Annotated in this window: 13 protein-coding genes; 3 read left to right on the forward strand and 10 right to left on the reverse strand. The window is 46.7% G+C overall.

Annotated elements, in window-relative coordinates:
• The 6 genes from ACM64D_RS16545 to ACM64D_RS16570 form a co-directional block, all read right to left on the reverse strand.
• Nucleotides 1-789 (reverse strand): CbbQ/NirQ/NorQ/GpvN family protein, encoded by a 789-nt coding sequence (locus ACM64D_RS16545; RefSeq protein ID WP_415064349.1) that lies wholly within the window; start codon nucleotides 787-789, stop codon nucleotides 1-3.
• A complete protein-coding gene (locus tag ACM64D_RS16550) occupies nucleotides 770-2113 on the reverse strand; it encodes a cbb3-type cytochrome c oxidase subunit I (protein ID WP_415064350.1) in 1344 nt (447 codons plus the stop codon). The genes ACM64D_RS16545 and ACM64D_RS16550 overlap by 20 nt, the downstream gene beginning before the upstream one ends.
• A gap of 11 nt (nucleotides 2114-2124) precedes the next feature.
• Entirely contained in the window at nucleotides 2125-2823 is a 699-nt protein-coding gene (locus tag ACM64D_RS16555; protein ID WP_415064351.1) for a c-type cytochrome, read from the reverse strand.
• A gap of 114 nt (nucleotides 2824-2937) precedes the next feature.
• Nucleotides 2938-3537, reverse strand: coding sequence for a hypothetical protein (locus ACM64D_RS16560; RefSeq protein WP_415064352.1), 600 nt, complete (start codon nucleotides 3535-3537; stop codon nucleotides 2938-2940).
• Between the two features lie 117 nt (nucleotides 3538-3654).
• A complete protein-coding gene (locus ACM64D_RS16565) occupies nucleotides 3655-5430 on the reverse strand; it encodes a pyridoxal phosphate-dependent decarboxylase family protein (protein WP_415064353.1) in 1776 nt (591 codons plus the stop codon).
• Between the two features lie 9 nt (nucleotides 5431-5439).
• Nucleotides 5440-5853, reverse strand: coding sequence for a putative zinc-binding protein (locus ACM64D_RS16570; RefSeq protein ID WP_415064354.1), 414 nt, complete (start codon nucleotides 5851-5853; stop codon nucleotides 5440-5442).
• 115 nt (nucleotides 5854-5968) lie between these two features.
• Here ACM64D_RS16570 and ACM64D_RS16575 point away from each other — a divergent pair, with 115 nt between their 5' ends.
• Nucleotides 5969-6484, forward strand: coding sequence for a TlpA family protein disulfide reductase (locus ACM64D_RS16575; RefSeq protein ID WP_415064355.1), 516 nt, complete (start codon nucleotides 5969-5971; stop codon nucleotides 6482-6484).
• A gap of 6 nt (nucleotides 6485-6490) precedes the next feature.
• On the opposite strand, the gene ACM64D_RS16580 is transcribed toward ACM64D_RS16575, so the two are convergent.
• Nucleotides 6491-8221, reverse strand: a complete 1731-nt coding sequence (locus ACM64D_RS16580; protein ID WP_415064356.1) for an ATP-binding protein — start codon at nucleotides 8219-8221, stop codon at nucleotides 6491-6493.
• Between the two features lie 149 nt (nucleotides 8222-8370).
• Nucleotides 8371-9876, reverse strand: a complete 1506-nt coding sequence (locus ACM64D_RS16585; RefSeq protein ID WP_415064357.1) for a methyl-accepting chemotaxis protein — start codon at nucleotides 9874-9876, stop codon at nucleotides 8371-8373.
• Nucleotides 9877-10091: 215 nt separating this feature from the next.
• On the opposite strand from ACM64D_RS16585, the gene ACM64D_RS16590 reads away from it, so the two are divergent.
• Complete coding sequence (locus tag ACM64D_RS16590; protein WP_415064358.1) at nucleotides 10092-11381, forward strand: helix-turn-helix domain-containing protein; 1290 nt, start codon at nucleotides 10092-10094, stop codon at nucleotides 11379-11381.
• A gap of 43 nt (nucleotides 11382-11424) precedes the next feature.
• Here ACM64D_RS16590 and ACM64D_RS16595 read toward each other — a convergent pair whose 3' ends face one another.
• Complete coding sequence (locus ACM64D_RS16595; protein WP_415064359.1) at nucleotides 11425-12375, reverse strand: hypothetical protein; 951 nt, start codon at nucleotides 12373-12375, stop codon at nucleotides 11425-11427.
• Between the two features lie 258 nt (nucleotides 12376-12633).
• Here ACM64D_RS16595 and ACM64D_RS16600 point away from each other — a divergent pair, with 258 nt between their 5' ends.
• Entirely contained in the window at nucleotides 12634-13164 is a 531-nt protein-coding gene (locus ACM64D_RS16600) for a flavodoxin family protein (RefSeq protein ID WP_415064360.1), read from the forward strand.
• Between the two features lie 13 nt (nucleotides 13165-13177).
• On the opposite strand, the gene ACM64D_RS16605 is transcribed toward ACM64D_RS16600, so the two are convergent.
• Complete coding sequence (locus tag ACM64D_RS16605) at nucleotides 13178-14266, reverse strand: SRPBCC family protein (protein WP_415064361.1); 1089 nt, start codon at nucleotides 14264-14266, stop codon at nucleotides 13178-13180.
• Nucleotides 14267-14337: the final 71 nt, after the last annotated feature.

Raw genomic sequence — 14337 nt, forward strand, 5'->3', positions numbered from 1 at the left:
TTAAAAAATCATGGCAGCCACATCCCGCAGGGCTGTCATGATATCTCCTTCATCCGTGAGTGGTTGAATGATGGCCACATCACAGGATAAACGTGGATCAAGTCCTGTGCGAATCAACTTCGCGGCATCCACAAGCAGGCGAGTTGAAGCTGTTTCCGTCAGTCCAAGCTCTTTCAGGTTACGGATTTTCTGGCCAAAACGGACCAGCTTTTTTGCAACCTCTAAAGAACACTGGGACTCTTTCGCAACGATTTCGGTCTCAATATCAGGGTGAGGATAATCAAAGTGCATCGCCACAAATCTTTGACGTGTCGATGGCTTAAGTTCCTTCAAGCCTTTTTGGTAACCCGGATTAAAACTCACAACGAGCATGAATTCCGGGGAGGCCTTAATTTCTTCATTGAGCTTATCAATGGTGATGGAGCGGCGATGGTCTGTCAGAGGATGCAAGACCACAATAACGTCTTCGCGGGCCTCAGAAACTTCGTCGAGATATAAGATAGCCCCTTCGCGCAAAGCCCGAGTCACCGGGCCATCTTGCCAAATCGTATCCCCGCCTTTGACAATATATCTTCCCAAGAGATCTGTGGCCGAGGTGTCTTCGTTACAAGCCACCGTGATCAACGAACGACCGCGCTGAGCGGCCATCGCCTCCACAAATCGGGACTTACCACAACCCGTTGGCCCCTTGAGCATCAAGGGAAGTCGGTTGCGATAAGCGCTGTCGAAGACTTGTTCTTCGTCTCCGACAGCTTGATAAAAGGGGATCTTAGTTTGCGGCGCTAACATTCTCTATTTTTCCCTTAGGCAATCCGTATTTAATAAATATCCAGATAAACGCGAAGATACCTAAGCTGAACAAGCTTGCTGCAAGCACAAGACCCAAGAAGTGAACCTCAATTTCTTTTTGGACTTGAAGGAAATCAAGACCCATTCTTCTTTCCAAATAAACCTGAGCGACACCGGCTACGGCAAAGGCCAATGTCATTGCCACCATTCCAATATTCGATGTCCAGAAAGCGAAAATGCTCCAGCCATTATCAAATAGTTTTCGGCCTGTCAGTTGTGGCATTGCATAGGCGATCATTGCAAAAATCAACATCGCGTAAGCACCCCAGAACGCCAAGTGTCCGTGCATCGCCGTCACTAAAGTTCCGTGAGTGTAAATGTTCACTTGAGGCAAGGTGTGAGCAAAGCCCAAGAAACCAGCGCCGACAAATGACATCACCGCGCACCCAATGGTCCAAGTTAAAGCCAGACGATTCGGATGTTGTCGTCCTCCCTTTTTAGCCATGGCAATGGCATACATCGCCATTCCCAAGAAGGCCAACGGCTCCAAGGCACTGAAGAATCCACCAATCATCAACCAGTAGCGCGGAGTCCCGATAAAGTAGTAGTGATGGCCTGTACCCAAAATTCCAGAAAGGAATGTGAAACCCACGATGACATAAAGCCATTTTTCGATGATCTCGCGATCTACCCCTGTCAACTTGATCAAAAGGAAGCTCAAGATCGCACCCATGATCAATTCCCATACGCCTTCAACCCATAAGTGAACCACCCACCATCTCCAGTAGGAATCCATTGTTTGGTTTGTCGTTGGGATCATACCAGGAAGGTACAACAGCGCCGCAGTCAAAAGACCGAAGAACAAAACGATACTTGTTGTGCTATATCTTTTCCCCTTCCAAATCGTTCCGCCGATAAGGAAAATAAAGAGAAGAACGTCCACAACCACCAGATAATCCAAGGGACGAGGAATCTCGAGGAACTTACGACCCTCCCACCAGTTGAAGTGGAATCCGATGATAGCCGTCACGCCCACCACCACTAAGGCAACAAGCTGGACAATGGCCAACTGCGGGTAAATCAGCTCTCGCTCGGTTTCTTCAGGAATGATGTAGTAAGCAGCACCCATGAATCCGGCTAGTAGCCACATCACCAAAAGATTGGTGTGCGTTGCACGAGCAGTATGGAAAGGAATGATACTGTGCAAGTTATCATAACCCATATGAGCAAAGCCCATGATAAATCCGTATACGATCTGTAAAGACAACAGCAACATGCACACGGCGAAGAAATAGTAAGCTATTTTCTGTGTTTTATATTTCATGACCATCATCCTTATTTTTGCGAAGAGAGGAAACTTGCCAGCTCTTGAATTTGCTCATCCGTTAGCGGTAACTTCGGCATTTTCGAATCTGCCTTCACCGCCAAAGGATCGCGCAACCAAGAAACTAAATAATCATGAGCCCGTCGAGTTCCCACACCATCCAGTGCAGGCCCCACAACTCCCCCTTGACCCTGTAATGTGTGACAAGCCACGCAAACCTGGTCATAAACAGCCGGACGAGTCGGTGTTGGAATTTGTGACAAGGTCGTGGTTGCAGCCTTCGCCGCCGCCGGTCCCAAATCAGGTTTTGCCGGGAATCCATTAAGATCGACTTCACCAACCCACTTCAAGAAGGCCACCAAAGAGTTGATCTCTTCGTCTGTGAAGTTATATTGCTGCATCTTTCTTTGTCCCGGATACATAGATGCAGGGTCTTTGAGCATCGATTTAATAAAGACTTCTCCGCGACGCTCATACACCTTCGTGAGTTCAGGAGCATAATAGGCGCCCTCTCCCATGATGGTGTGACAACCCATACAGTTGTTGTGGTCCCAGAGATCTTTTCCGTGAATAACCTGAGGTGTGATCTTATCGGCGTTGGTTTGCTTGGGAACTCTGCTGATAGTATCCACCGTCAGCAGAACAAAACATCCTGAACACACCACAGTCCCAATGATGAAGAACTTCTTGGCTGCAGATTTAGTTAACATGAAGGCTCCTTTAAGGTTTAACGCCTTCATACTAATGAGATAGATCATATAAGAAATTGATCGAAATCAAGAATTCCAAAAATTCCTCAGTTCCAGCCTATCGGTGGAGGGGGATCAGTTTCGAGTCCATATGAGGCCAAGGCTCGCGAAGGCCCCCTCGTCCTCATAGCTATGGCCCACCTCTGAGATCAATTCGATACTTTGAGACTGCTTAAAATTTAGGCCCACCGCCACGTGCTGCCTCTTGCCCCGACTCAGATCAAAAGAAATCTCTGTCAACATCTCGATATGGGAATTCGCATTCCAACTAAGACCCATGACTCCAGTGCCGAGCGGCTCCTCACCTTCAAAATCCAGGGAGCCTTTAAGATACGGGTTGAACTTTACCGAGGGATAGGTCACCTCGGTCCCCAGAGAAAAATGATTCGCTTCGCTGTTAAGGCTTGTCGCCGCCAAAAGATCGATATCGACCATGTTTGAGTAGACATGGGAGAAGTTCCCTAAACTGGCCTCCGCGTGATTATGAAACACCAACGATGGATTCACCCAGCTTGAATGCCCGTAACCCGCAACCAGGGTAATGGCATTTTCTGTGGAATTTTTGAATGAATAGGCTTCGAAATCCGAGAACCCATGGGAATATTCTTCTGTGGTGTCAAGAGCCCACACGGGCCACGCAAATAATACGATCACGATATTGATAAGTCTTTTCATCTTTCCTCCCCTAATTGTGGGACCACGATTAGGGGGAAGACTGAAAAGACTCAACCTTTACAAAGATTCTGACTTCTAATGAAAATGCAGTGATAAATATCTTATGATAAAGATCACTTAAGTATTTTCAATTTTTGCCAAACGCTCCTGCAAAGAACGAATGAAAAGATCTTGAAAATCCACACTCATTTCTTTCGTTCTAAAGAAAGGATTCATGATACAAATACGAATCAAAACCAGCTCATTCGTATCAATTTCCCCATGCCAGGAACCGATAAACTTCTCGAAATACTTCGCATAACACTTTTGATAAATTCTGGTTTTTGAAATAAAGAAGTCGCTTTTCTTATCGATCTCAAAAGTTTCATAAAGACGCAAAGTACGCTCATTCACCTTCTGAAGAGAATCACCCTTCTTTGCCAGACAGAACCCCAGAAGGTTGGCGTCCACACTGGGCGCAAGAACAAGATCAGGAATTTCCTTCCTTAGTGCTGCTTCGAGCTCTTTTCTAAGGCGAATAGTTCGCGCAATAATACGACCATATCCATCCTGAGAAAGACCGACACATTTTGCAGTCATCCAGGTCGCCACGGCCCCTGCCGCAGATCGAGACCCCTCCAGCGTGAAGGGCCCTTTGTCCTTGCTGGTGGCAAAGTTCACGTAAGGTGCGCCGAAAGATCTCTGGTAATAGTCATTTTCGTGGGCCGCAATGAAGGCCCCGGATGAGTACGGCACGTATCCAAGTTTATGGGGATCGATCGTCACTGATGTCACTCGCCCCACCGACTCAATCGCTTTAAGGCTTTGTTCAGAAAGAGCACTGCTGAGACTCAGATCTTCCCCGCGAAGAGAACAGATAAAACCACCATAAGCCGCATCCACATGATGCCACAGATGCCAACCATGAGTCTGACGATAAGAGTCCAGTAAGTTTTGAACTTCATCAATAGGATCGACCATTCCCAACTCAGTCGTTCCCAAAACTGAAACCACCATCACAATGGGACGATCCTCTTTATGCGCCCGCAGAATCTGCTTTTCTAAATCTTGCACATCCAAACGTCCGTGAGCATCCAGTTGCACGGGCCAAAGAGCTTCGGCACCCAATCCGAATACATTGGCCGACTTTGTCCAAGAGTAATGTTTATGTTCAGGGATCAACAAAACCGGCCCCAGAAAAGCGCGCCCCGTCTGTCGGGAAATATCTGTCGCCGCAGCAAAGGGATTGGCTTCAAAAGGATTAAATTTGACTGCCAATTTTTTCACTTCATCAGAAATCTCGTCGTAGACCTCAAATCCCATTGCCGCACTTTCAAAGGCAGAGTTTCCCCCCTTTGCAAGGCCGGCTGACATCCAGTTATAACAGCGAGTTCGGGCGCGATAGACCGCCTCGAAGTTGGCAATCGTTCCACCCGATGTGAAGTGCCCCACTCCTTTGGAAAATCCCATCATTTGCGCAAGCGCCGTAATGGCCTCTTCTTCGACCAGCACTCCCACGCGCGATGACTCTCCAGAAATATTATTCGGATTGTGGAGCAAAGTCAGAATATGGCCGAATAATGCAGGTAAGGAAATTTCTGAAAACATGTGGCCGATGTAGCGAGGCGAAAACTTGGGAATTTCCAACTCAAAACGAGCTGTCAGTTCATGAAGAACCTCTTCCGTATGCGTGCGACGTTTTACATAATCCGCAGAAGCCATGTCTCTGGCGGAAATGGCTTGCCCATCCTCGGGGCGAAAACTGCGGCGCCAATCGAACCACGATGTCAAAAGTGTGCTGATCTGGGAAGAAACCCACTCACGATTTTCAGCCTGAGGTCCCAGGAAAAGACCCTTCAAGGCGGCCTCTTCAGACAAACAAGTGCTTCCCGAAGAATTAGAATTGTCCTTCATAACTGCTTACTACTTTCTAGAAGAATGCGACTGATCCTCGCTCAGAACACCATCAACCTGCAGTTGATGACAGATCTGATCGTAGATCTCCTGAGACTGTTCAGGATCAAAATTCTGATGTTTTACTTTTTTAACTTTAAAATCTGATAACTCAAAATGAGCTGAAGGCTCTACCTGATGGCGAGCCAGACACGATTTCGCACAAGCCAAAGGACAACCATCCAAGGCAATGATGGTGCGACCCGATTTGGCCACCTTGACCAACGAAGGCACATCACCTCCGACACCGGCAATGCAGCTCATCTCCGCTTTTCCATCTCGATCTAGCTTAATTGCCAGATCATTGGCCATCTGTGCTGCGCTGGAACATCCCGAACAAGAGTAGACTAAAGGGAGACTCCCCGAGGGAGACTGAGTGCTCATAATTCCTCCGTGGGCCCACTTTAACAGACTCAATTCCACCGAGAATCCAACCCTGGGGTGGATTATTGTATGAGAAAGCCTGTACTGCCTCCGCGAAAGGTGTTTGAATGGCTCCATGAAAAAAGTGAGTCAACTCATAAACTGGATTCTTTTCATAGTCGTCGGCTTTCTTCTTTATCAGCGGCTGCCTTCCATTCTTGATCATTTTAAAGCAGAGAACTCTCCCTCCCCTCTCTTCAAGGCTGAACTTCTTCAGGGAGGGATTTTTGACTTAAATACTTATGAAAAACCCGTGGTCGTTGTCTTTTGGGCTACATGGTGCGGCCCCTGTGAAGTCGAACTTGGAAGATTAAAGAGGATGGTCGAGAACCAAGAGATTTCGGGCAATTCCATTTTGACGATCTCCAGTTTCGAAGAACGGGGCCTGGTACTTCAAACCGTTCATTCTCGAAACTATCCATTTCAAAATGCCCTGGACCCGCAAGGGCAAGTGGCCTCTATTTTTCGAGTTGCTGGGACGCCAACGATCGTTTTCATAGATGAACACAAAAAAATTCAATGGATCACGACAGGACTGAGTCCGGCTTTGGAGTTTCGGGTTCGAAAGTTTTTAAATCCGAGTGGGAAATAGTTCTTTCTATGCGCGCGGCACACGCACCGTAAAGATGGAGCCTTTCCCCAAAGTCGAATCAATGAACAATCTGCCATCTAATTTTTCGATGAAGTTGATAGTAAACTTCAGACCAATGCCAAGTTCATCATAATGGCGATCTTCAAAACTTTCTTTTTGTAGAATCTGTGTTTTGGTCTTTTCATCCATACCTAAGCCACGGTCAATGAACTTAATCACGATCTCGTTGTCATCAGCCAGACACTCAATCGTCACCACGTCGTGAGGCTGACTGTAACGAATGGCATTTGATAGAAGATTTCTAAAGATAGACCCCAAAATATGTTTAGACGCCAACAACAAGATCGACTCTTGAGAGGGCAAGAATTCAACGGAAATATCCTTAGCCATGATCTGTGGTTCCAACTGCCGAATTGTTGTCTCCAATATACTGACAACATTGATAGGACGATGTGCCCGATCCTCACGACTCCAAACCAAAACGTCACTCAAAAGACGGCGAGAAGAATCACTGGCTTGAGTCACCTTATCCAAGGAGGTCGCCCACTCTTGCTCTCCTCGGATCTGAGCTTTGGCCTTGAGATTTTCCAAGAGCGAATTAATGCCCAATAGTGAACCGGAAAGATCATGCGACAAAATCGTGTGAATCTTTTGATTGAAATGCATCACCTTTAAGATCTCATCATTCAAATCACGCAAGGCATGATTACCTTCTTGAAGGTCTGAATTCAGCTTTAAGATATCCGTCACATCATTTAACAAATACACATCGGCGGCTTTTTCACCTTCTCTGGATCGCAAAGTCTGCCACGCCACTCGATAGTGACGTTCCCCCAAAGTCAACGCACTCGGGTTCTCTAGAAGCTCTTTGAGTTCGGGGATCTCGCTGGTTTTCTTACCGACCATTGAAGGCTGAAGACCAAACACCTTTGTCGCCGACTTGTTAGCGTCCCAAAAGGTTGAATCCGCTTTGATGATAAGAACAGGACTTGGCAAATTTTCATAAACCCTTTGCTGTGCCAACACACTGATATCTAAAAACTCCAGTCGCGTAACCGAATAATAAAGGCCCAAAGCCATCGGCCACACCGCCGCGACACTCAGTTGAATCATTTCAGTACTGTGAAAGAGATATCTCGCGGAAAGGTCAAAGGCCAGGTGAGACGTGGCAGCCAAAGTTAAAACAATGGCATAGGTCTTTCGAGCTCCGCGCCCTTTAAAGATCGCAAGCAGATAGACTCCGTAGAAAATCACCAGAACGATATAAAGATATGTAAAATAATATGAAATGAGCGAACCGCTTTTGTAGGTTAAAAGTCCATAAACATTTTCAAACTTTTGAAAATCGTAAAATGTCCATTGTTCCGCACCCGGCAAGCCCAACATCGACGCCAGGTTCGCCATCACAACAATCATTGGAACTATAAAGAGGACGATGCTCCAGCGTGCCCATTTTTCCCAGATTTTAGAAAAAAAGACCCCAATGACTGTGACCGCCCACAAGGGTGAAATGAATGGAAGAAAAATCTGCCTGGCTTTTGTAAGCAAGATCTTTGACTCAAAGTCATCGACGAAGATGATAAACAAAAGCAACAAGGCCCAAAGTGCATAGATACTTTGCAGAATTATCAGGAACCGATGCATCGGCGATCTTCGATAAGGCCAAACATAGGCCGCCAGAGCGGTGCAGATTGTGAACGTCAGAAGAAGAGATAAATAGACGATGAAAAATGCCATGATGTGACCAAGAAGATAGACTCTTTTGTGCCCTAGTCAATCGCAACAAAAAATCTGCCGCCGATTTATTCAGCGACAGCTTTGGATTCAAGTAATACTCAAGATCTTGTGAAAATTCCTAATCCGGCGGTTTAATCTTTTTTAAAAAATTAGGCCGCCTTTTTTTCCTGTCGAACCATCACACTTGATTTGGGCGTCACCGAAGCACTGCGACCTTCATCTTGTCCCTTTTTTGCGCCGTCGATAGTCTCAACTAAAACATAAACAGCGTTTGTTAAGTTCTCAGCCTGACTTGAGAGTTCTTGAGCCGATGCGGCGGCTTCTTCTGAGGTCGCGGCGTTCACCTGTGTCACTTGATCTAATTGATTCATGGCTTTACTGATTTGCTGAATTCCGTGGGATTGCTCTTCGCTCGCTGTTGCAATTTCCGAATTGAGATCGGAAACTTTTTTAACAGAGCTGAGAATCTCTTCTAGAACTTTCCCGCTGTGTGAGGCCTGCTGACTTCCGATCTCAATTTTTGCCACACTGCCCTTGATGAGGTCCGCAATATCTTTGGCCGCAGAAGAACTTCTTTGCGCTAGATTTCTCACCGCCTCCGCGACGACCGCGAATCCTTTTCCTTGCTCTCCAGCTCGAGCGGCCTCAACAGCCGCGTTCAACGCCAGGAGATTTGTTTGAAAGGCGATGTCGTCCACGACATTTGTAATTTCTTCGATTTTTCTTGAGTCCGCAGAAATCAGACCCATGGAATTTACCAAATGACGAATCTCTGATTCACCTTTAATGGCCACCTCTCGAGTCAGTCCGGCAAGTCGCGCCGCCTCTTTAGCATTGCTCGAGTTGACACTGACCATCGATGTCAGTTCTTCCAATGTCGCGACAGTTTCTTCAAGGGAGGAGGCCTGTTCTGTGGATGCAGACGACAACTCTTCGGAGGCCGCTGCGATTTGATGGGCGGCCTGGGTCACATGAGAGGAGTTGTCCGTTAAAACGGATATCACCCGATTGATAGCCTTACTTGCTGCACGAAGAATAATAACGGCCAAGGCAATCCCCAAGACAATAGACACTACACTGATGAGCCCGGTCCAAGTTTTTGCCTGTTGATAAGTCGATTGAGCATGGCTTCTCTGCTCCTCCATTTCCCCCACATCATGTTGGACCATCTTATCAGAAGCGGCCTCACCCGCCAGACGAAGCTCCCGGCCCTTAGAGAGAATCAAAGCAACTCCCTCTTTGGCATTTCCATTAACGATGAGTTTTGCCACTTCCGAATTTGTCGTATGCCATGATTCATACACGGCAACAAACTCTTCCAGATTTTTAAGGGCCTCAGGGTCTGCGATCTTTCGTCGCTCTTCGAGAACCTCCCGCAACTCTTTGTCTCGTTTGACAATGAGTTCTGCGGACCGGGTTTTGCCCTCAAGGGTGTCATTGATGATGAAATTTCTTTCGTTGATAATTTGGGTGTAGAAAAGCTGCCGAATTTTTTCGGCCTGCATGAGGCTTTTCACCCGAACCTCTGTAATCTCCTCCAAAGACTGATTGATACCATGCATCTGATATAAACCCATTCCAGAAATCACCGCACTTCCCACAATTAATACACAAATTACAAAGGCAATTTTTAAATTGAGGCTCCATTTTTTCATGTAACGATCCTTTTCTTTTCCACCCTGGGGTGTGACGCTTAATGTTCGGTCCGCGCCCCCCAAATCTTTAGATCAAAAGAGAATCAAGATTCACTTTGTAATGGAGAAAATGGATGTCCTAAATGTCTTTAGGACATAGAGGACATTTATTTTTTTGATCCCAAAAGGAACTGAATTGTAGTAAAAATTAGTACAACACTCAGGTAAGATAAACAATGCTTGGAACCTACGCTCAGCTCAACTCCGAGGCTTTAAAGCTTCGCCTAAAAGATCAAGACATCACGCAAGCCGAACTTGCGGAACGCCTTGAGGTCAATATTAAGACGGTCCAACGATGGGTCAATGGACACGTCACCAAGGTGAAGACAGAAACCGCGCAAAAAATGAGCGAGATTCTTAAGTGCTCCCTGGAGGAAATCATCTTTCCAGAAAAGACTGTGCGAGTTCTTGTTAAAAACAAGGTTTTAGAGCAACTCTTTTCAAAGGATATCGTCCGCGCCCTGCATTCGACAAAACGGTGGGACTCTTACCTCAGCATTCTCAAGGAATTTGAAAACAGTCCTCTTCCCACTGAGCAAGAGGCACAACTTTTCATGCACATTGGATATATCAAATACCAGCTCGGTCTTTATCGCTCCTCCAAACGGTACCTGAATAAAGCTCTCGAAGCCGCAGAGGCTGTTCAAAATGTTCGAATGATTGTTCATGTCCTTTGCTATCAAAGCTCGAACTTTCTTATGCTTGGAGAAGTTGACGAGGCCGTCTCTGCGTTGGAAAAGGCTCTCAAATTGAGTGAAGATGCTTCACAGACGGCTTTGTTGTCCGAGATTCTTTATCGGAAGTCCAAAATCTATCTTACTAAGAATGATTTTGTGACAGCCAACACCCTTTTAAGACAGTCCATCGCCTTAGAACTTCGCGCCACACAATCCGCCCGTCGCGGACTCGCATTGAAGTATATTCAACTGGCTCGCCTGGAAATTCGAAGAAAGAATTTTTCTTTAGCTCGCAAGTACTATCGTCGCGCCGAAATGCATGCCCGTCGCAGCAACTTCCGAATCACTGAGGCCGTGGCTCATTATGGACACGCCCTCACGGCTCTTCTTTTTAATGACAACGTTCTGGCACAAAAGCACCTCCGCAGAGCCCGGCAACTGGTGGGCGGAAGAGCGGAAATTCAAAAGAACCAGAAGCTTTTGCAGATTGAGTTCATGTTCGCTCTTCACGACAAAAACTATGCTCTTTGCCAGAAGATCCTTCAATTACGCTATTCTTTGAATCGCAGATCCAAGCTTCTGGTGGTGAACACCGTCAAAATGGCTCTGCTTCTAGAGCGTGTTTCCAAGAAAGCCTATCCTGTTCGGGAAAGTTGGATTTTAACTGCGAAGAAATACCTTAAGGTTCTCGCAAATAACATCAACCAAGAACAATTTCGAAAGCTCTCTAGAAGTCCCAACATTCCCTTGGATCACTTCGAAGATCTATTGGACTATGTGATTCTTTAAAAGAGAGCCAAGGAGAGACACCTCTCCTTGGCGTCTCGGACCACTAATTCTTAAAAGCTCTCAGCCATAAAGCATTGTCTGTACCCCTCACAAACACCAAGATTCTTTTTTGTGCAGAGGAGCTGGCGCCAGGACCGGAAGTTAAGACACCTCCTAAAGATTCCCAGCTAGACCAACCGCCGCTGAACCAAATGTGCCAAAGGGCATTGTCTGTGCCCCGAGCAAAAACATCCAGACGGCCGCTTCCCCAAGAGGTCACATCGGGCGAGGACGTTAAGATTCCACCCAAGGATTCCCAGCCGGACCACCCACCTCCACTAAACCATTTATGCCAAAGAGCATTGTCTGTTCCTCGCACGAACACATCCAAGCGTCCACTGCCCCATGAAGCCGCTGCGGGATCCGACGTCAGAACGCCGCCCAAAGATTCCCAGCCCGACCACGATCCTCCGCTAAACCATTTGTGCCAAAGGGCATCGTCGGTCCCTCTTACGAAGACATCCAACCTGCCTGAGGCCCAACTTGCCGCCGCGGGACCAGAAGTCAAAACTCCACCCAAAGACGCCCAAGCATACCAGGTACCGTTCCGATAGGAGCGAACCCAGAGGGCGTTGTCGAGTCCTCGAGCGAACACGTCAATTCGATTCGTGCCTCGGCAAACCGCTGCGGGTGAGGAGGTGATAATTCCCCCCAAAGAAGCCCAGGAGCTCCATGCAGATCCGTTCCAGCTTCGGTACCAAAGCGCATTGTCAGTGCCACGCACGAAAACGTCAGTTCTATAACCAGGTCTTGAACATGAGGCCGGGTCCGAGGTCGCCACCCCACCGATCGTCATCCAATCCGACCACCCGGGAGTCGTCGGATCTTCATGTAAAGGATCCATGCGTAATGAAGGCGTCAAGTCGCCGCCCGCCTTGTCGTCAGCAAAAGCCCCTTGCGCCAAACACCCTATCAACAAGGGCAAAATTAGAAATTTACCGAACTTCGTCGTCATATACTCCTCCTCTTTTTTTGGGATGACCAAAATCTCAAACGCAACATTAGCCAAAGAGGATGTTCGCAGCTAGCTCTATCCAGAAGTTTGCTAAAAGGCTTTACCAAGGCTTGCCACTTAAAATTCAGAGCTGGGTGTTGGTAGAGTTCAGCTTGTCGAGTGAAAGTTTTTATCGACGAATTTTTCAAAAAATTATGTGACAAGAAAAAAGGACGATAAAATGTAAGCACAACCTTAACTCTTACAAGAGAGTCCGCCATGGCAAGCAAAAATATTCTCGTGATCTACTACTCTCGATCCGGAAACACCCGCAAAGTGGCTGAAGAAATCGCGCAAAGTCTGCACTGTGATATCGAAGAGATTCGCTCTCGGGTCTCTTATCCACAAAACTTCTGGGGTTATCAAAGAGCTTTGCTGCACGCAAGTTTCAAGAAGAAGCCGGAGATTCAAATGGTGCAAAGTCTTTTAGAAGACTATGACCTCGTCATCGTTGGCAGTCCGGTTTGGGGTGGGGCCCTCTCCGCTCCGATCCGTTCTTTTTTTGATCGCAACAAAGATGAGCTGCGGAATGTTGTATTTTTCTTAACTCAAGGCGGAGAATTCGGACGAAAAAAGGTATTCACTCAGATGAAAGAACTTTGCCTCAAAACACCGTTAACAACTTTTGCCGTGACTGAACGTGACGTGCGAAGTGGAAAATTTAAGAAACAGGTTGCGGAGTTTATCGCAAGCCTCAACCTCGAACGATCAGAGACAGCAACCGAAGTTCCTCGATCCATAGAGCTCTAAAACCGAGCTTCTACTATCTACCAGAATCAGTGAGGTAGTTGTCCAGCTTATCAAATGAACCAGTCCATCCTTGGGTCATGCTAGCTCTTGACTCAACAAAAGTCTTCATCTCTTCCGGTGTAGCTGCCCCAGATACTTCCCAAGTTACGGTGACTCGAGTTTGATTGGCCGCCTCCTCTGCAAACTGCACGGTGGTCAGCATAGTCTCAGGCCATGTGGGCACCAAGGGATGACGAGAGATCTTTTCGTCTTTATCACAGAACTGCTGAGTATAAGTAATACGATGAAGACGCTCTATATCCTTATAACTTATTCGTCCGTACATTGTGATATCCGTGTTATTGGTCATCATGTAAAACGTACTGCCGCCCGGTTTGATATCAGAGCGAAAGAACTTCATCGAAACTCCCGTCGGTGAAAGCCATTGCGAAAATTGTTCTGCCTTTGTCCAGGCATCGAAAACCACGTCAATAGGAGCTTGAAATGAACGATTGATAACGAAGACTTCTTGGTTGTTTGATTCCTTTACCAAGAATTCTGCCAAACGATCCCACGTAGAATCTCCGCCGGCTTTCTTAATAAACTTTCTGGTTTGTTCTGCAGCCTCAGGGGTTGGAAGGGCCATAGTCATATCCATCAGTGTCTTGCCGTTTTCTTCAGAAAAATTAACGGTCACTCGAAAAAGAGGTTTCTGTATATCATTACCGCCATGGTCGTACACCATACGGCGATATCTATCTACTTCGAGATATTTCGTTTTATTTGGATAATCGACCCCATCGGGTCCATGCATGGTGTAGATCCAGGTTCCTCCACCTTTTAGCTCTTTAATCTGAGTGGTCAGTGTAAACCCTCGCGGCCCCCACCATTGCACGACTTTTTTTGGATCTTCCCATGCGTCCCACACCATCTTCACCGGGGCATCGTAAACTCGCGTTATCTTGATTTCATTTGATGAATTCTTTGTGGCCATGATGATTCCTTTCTCTAGAGAGAGCTTTATAGCAAGGTCACTGATGATCATATAGAAAATAGCCTGAAGAACTTTTCCACGCAACCATGTACCTATGGACACCCATAAGACCCCATAACCATTCAACATTTTTTTGTTGTAATGCAAACTTCTGTGGACACCGTCGAGTGAGATTTTTGTCGCCCACAAATTCACGAGCC

This window comes from Bdellovibrio sp. (genome assembly GCF_047637665.1).
GTDB lineage: Bacteria > Bdellovibrionota > Bdellovibrionia > Bdellovibrionales > Bdellovibrionaceae > Bdellovibrio.

What these genes read in the sequence shown, in the direction of transcription:
- ACM64D_RS16570 (WP_415064354.1), bottom strand. Translation starts at nt 5,853, where the DNA reads ATGAGCACTCAGTCTCCCTCGGGGAGTCTCCCTTTAGTCTACTCTTGT.
- ACM64D_RS16565 (WP_415064353.1), bottom strand. Translation starts at nt 5,430, where the DNA reads ATGAAGGACAATTCTAATTCTTCGGGAAGCACTTGTTTGTCTGAAGAG.
- ACM64D_RS16590 (WP_415064358.1), top strand. Translation starts at nt 10,092, where the DNA reads ATGCTTGGAACCTACGCTCAGCTCAACTCCGAGGCTTTAAAGCTTCGC.
- ACM64D_RS16595 (WP_415064359.1), bottom strand. Translation starts at nt 12,375, where the DNA reads ATGACGACGAAGTTCGGTAAATTTCTAATTTTGCCCTTGTTGATAGGG.
- ACM64D_RS16585 (WP_415064357.1), bottom strand. Translation starts at nt 9,876, where the DNA reads ATGAAAAAATGGAGCCTCAATTTAAAAATTGCCTTTGTAATTTGTGTA.
- ACM64D_RS16605 (WP_415064361.1), bottom strand. Translation starts at nt 14,266, where the DNA reads ATGTTGAATGGTTATGGGGTCTTATGGGTGTCCATAGGTACATGGTTG.
- ACM64D_RS16560 (WP_415064352.1), bottom strand. Translation starts at nt 3,537, where the DNA reads ATGAAAAGACTTATCAATATCGTGATCGTATTATTTGCGTGGCCCGTG.
- ACM64D_RS16580 (WP_415064356.1), bottom strand. Translation starts at nt 8,221, where the DNA reads ATGGCATTTTTCATCGTCTATTTATCTCTTCTTCTGACGTTCACAATC.
- ACM64D_RS16550 (WP_415064350.1), bottom strand. Translation starts at nt 2,113, where the DNA reads ATGAAATATAAAACACAGAAAATAGCTTACTATTTCTTCGCCGTGTGC.
- ACM64D_RS16575 (WP_415064355.1), top strand. Translation starts at nt 5,969, where the DNA reads ATGAAAAAAGTGAGTCAACTCATAAACTGGATTCTTTTCATAGTCGTC.
- ACM64D_RS16600 (WP_415064360.1), top strand. Translation starts at nt 12,634, where the DNA reads ATGGCAAGCAAAAATATTCTCGTGATCTACTACTCTCGATCCGGAAAC.
- ACM64D_RS16555 (WP_415064351.1), bottom strand. Translation starts at nt 2,823, where the DNA reads ATGTTAACTAAATCTGCAGCCAAGAAGTTCTTCATCATTGGGACTGTG.
- ACM64D_RS16545 (WP_415064349.1), bottom strand. Translation starts at nt 789, where the DNA reads ATGTTAGCGCCGCAAACTAAGATCCCCTTTTATCAAGCTGTCGGAGAC.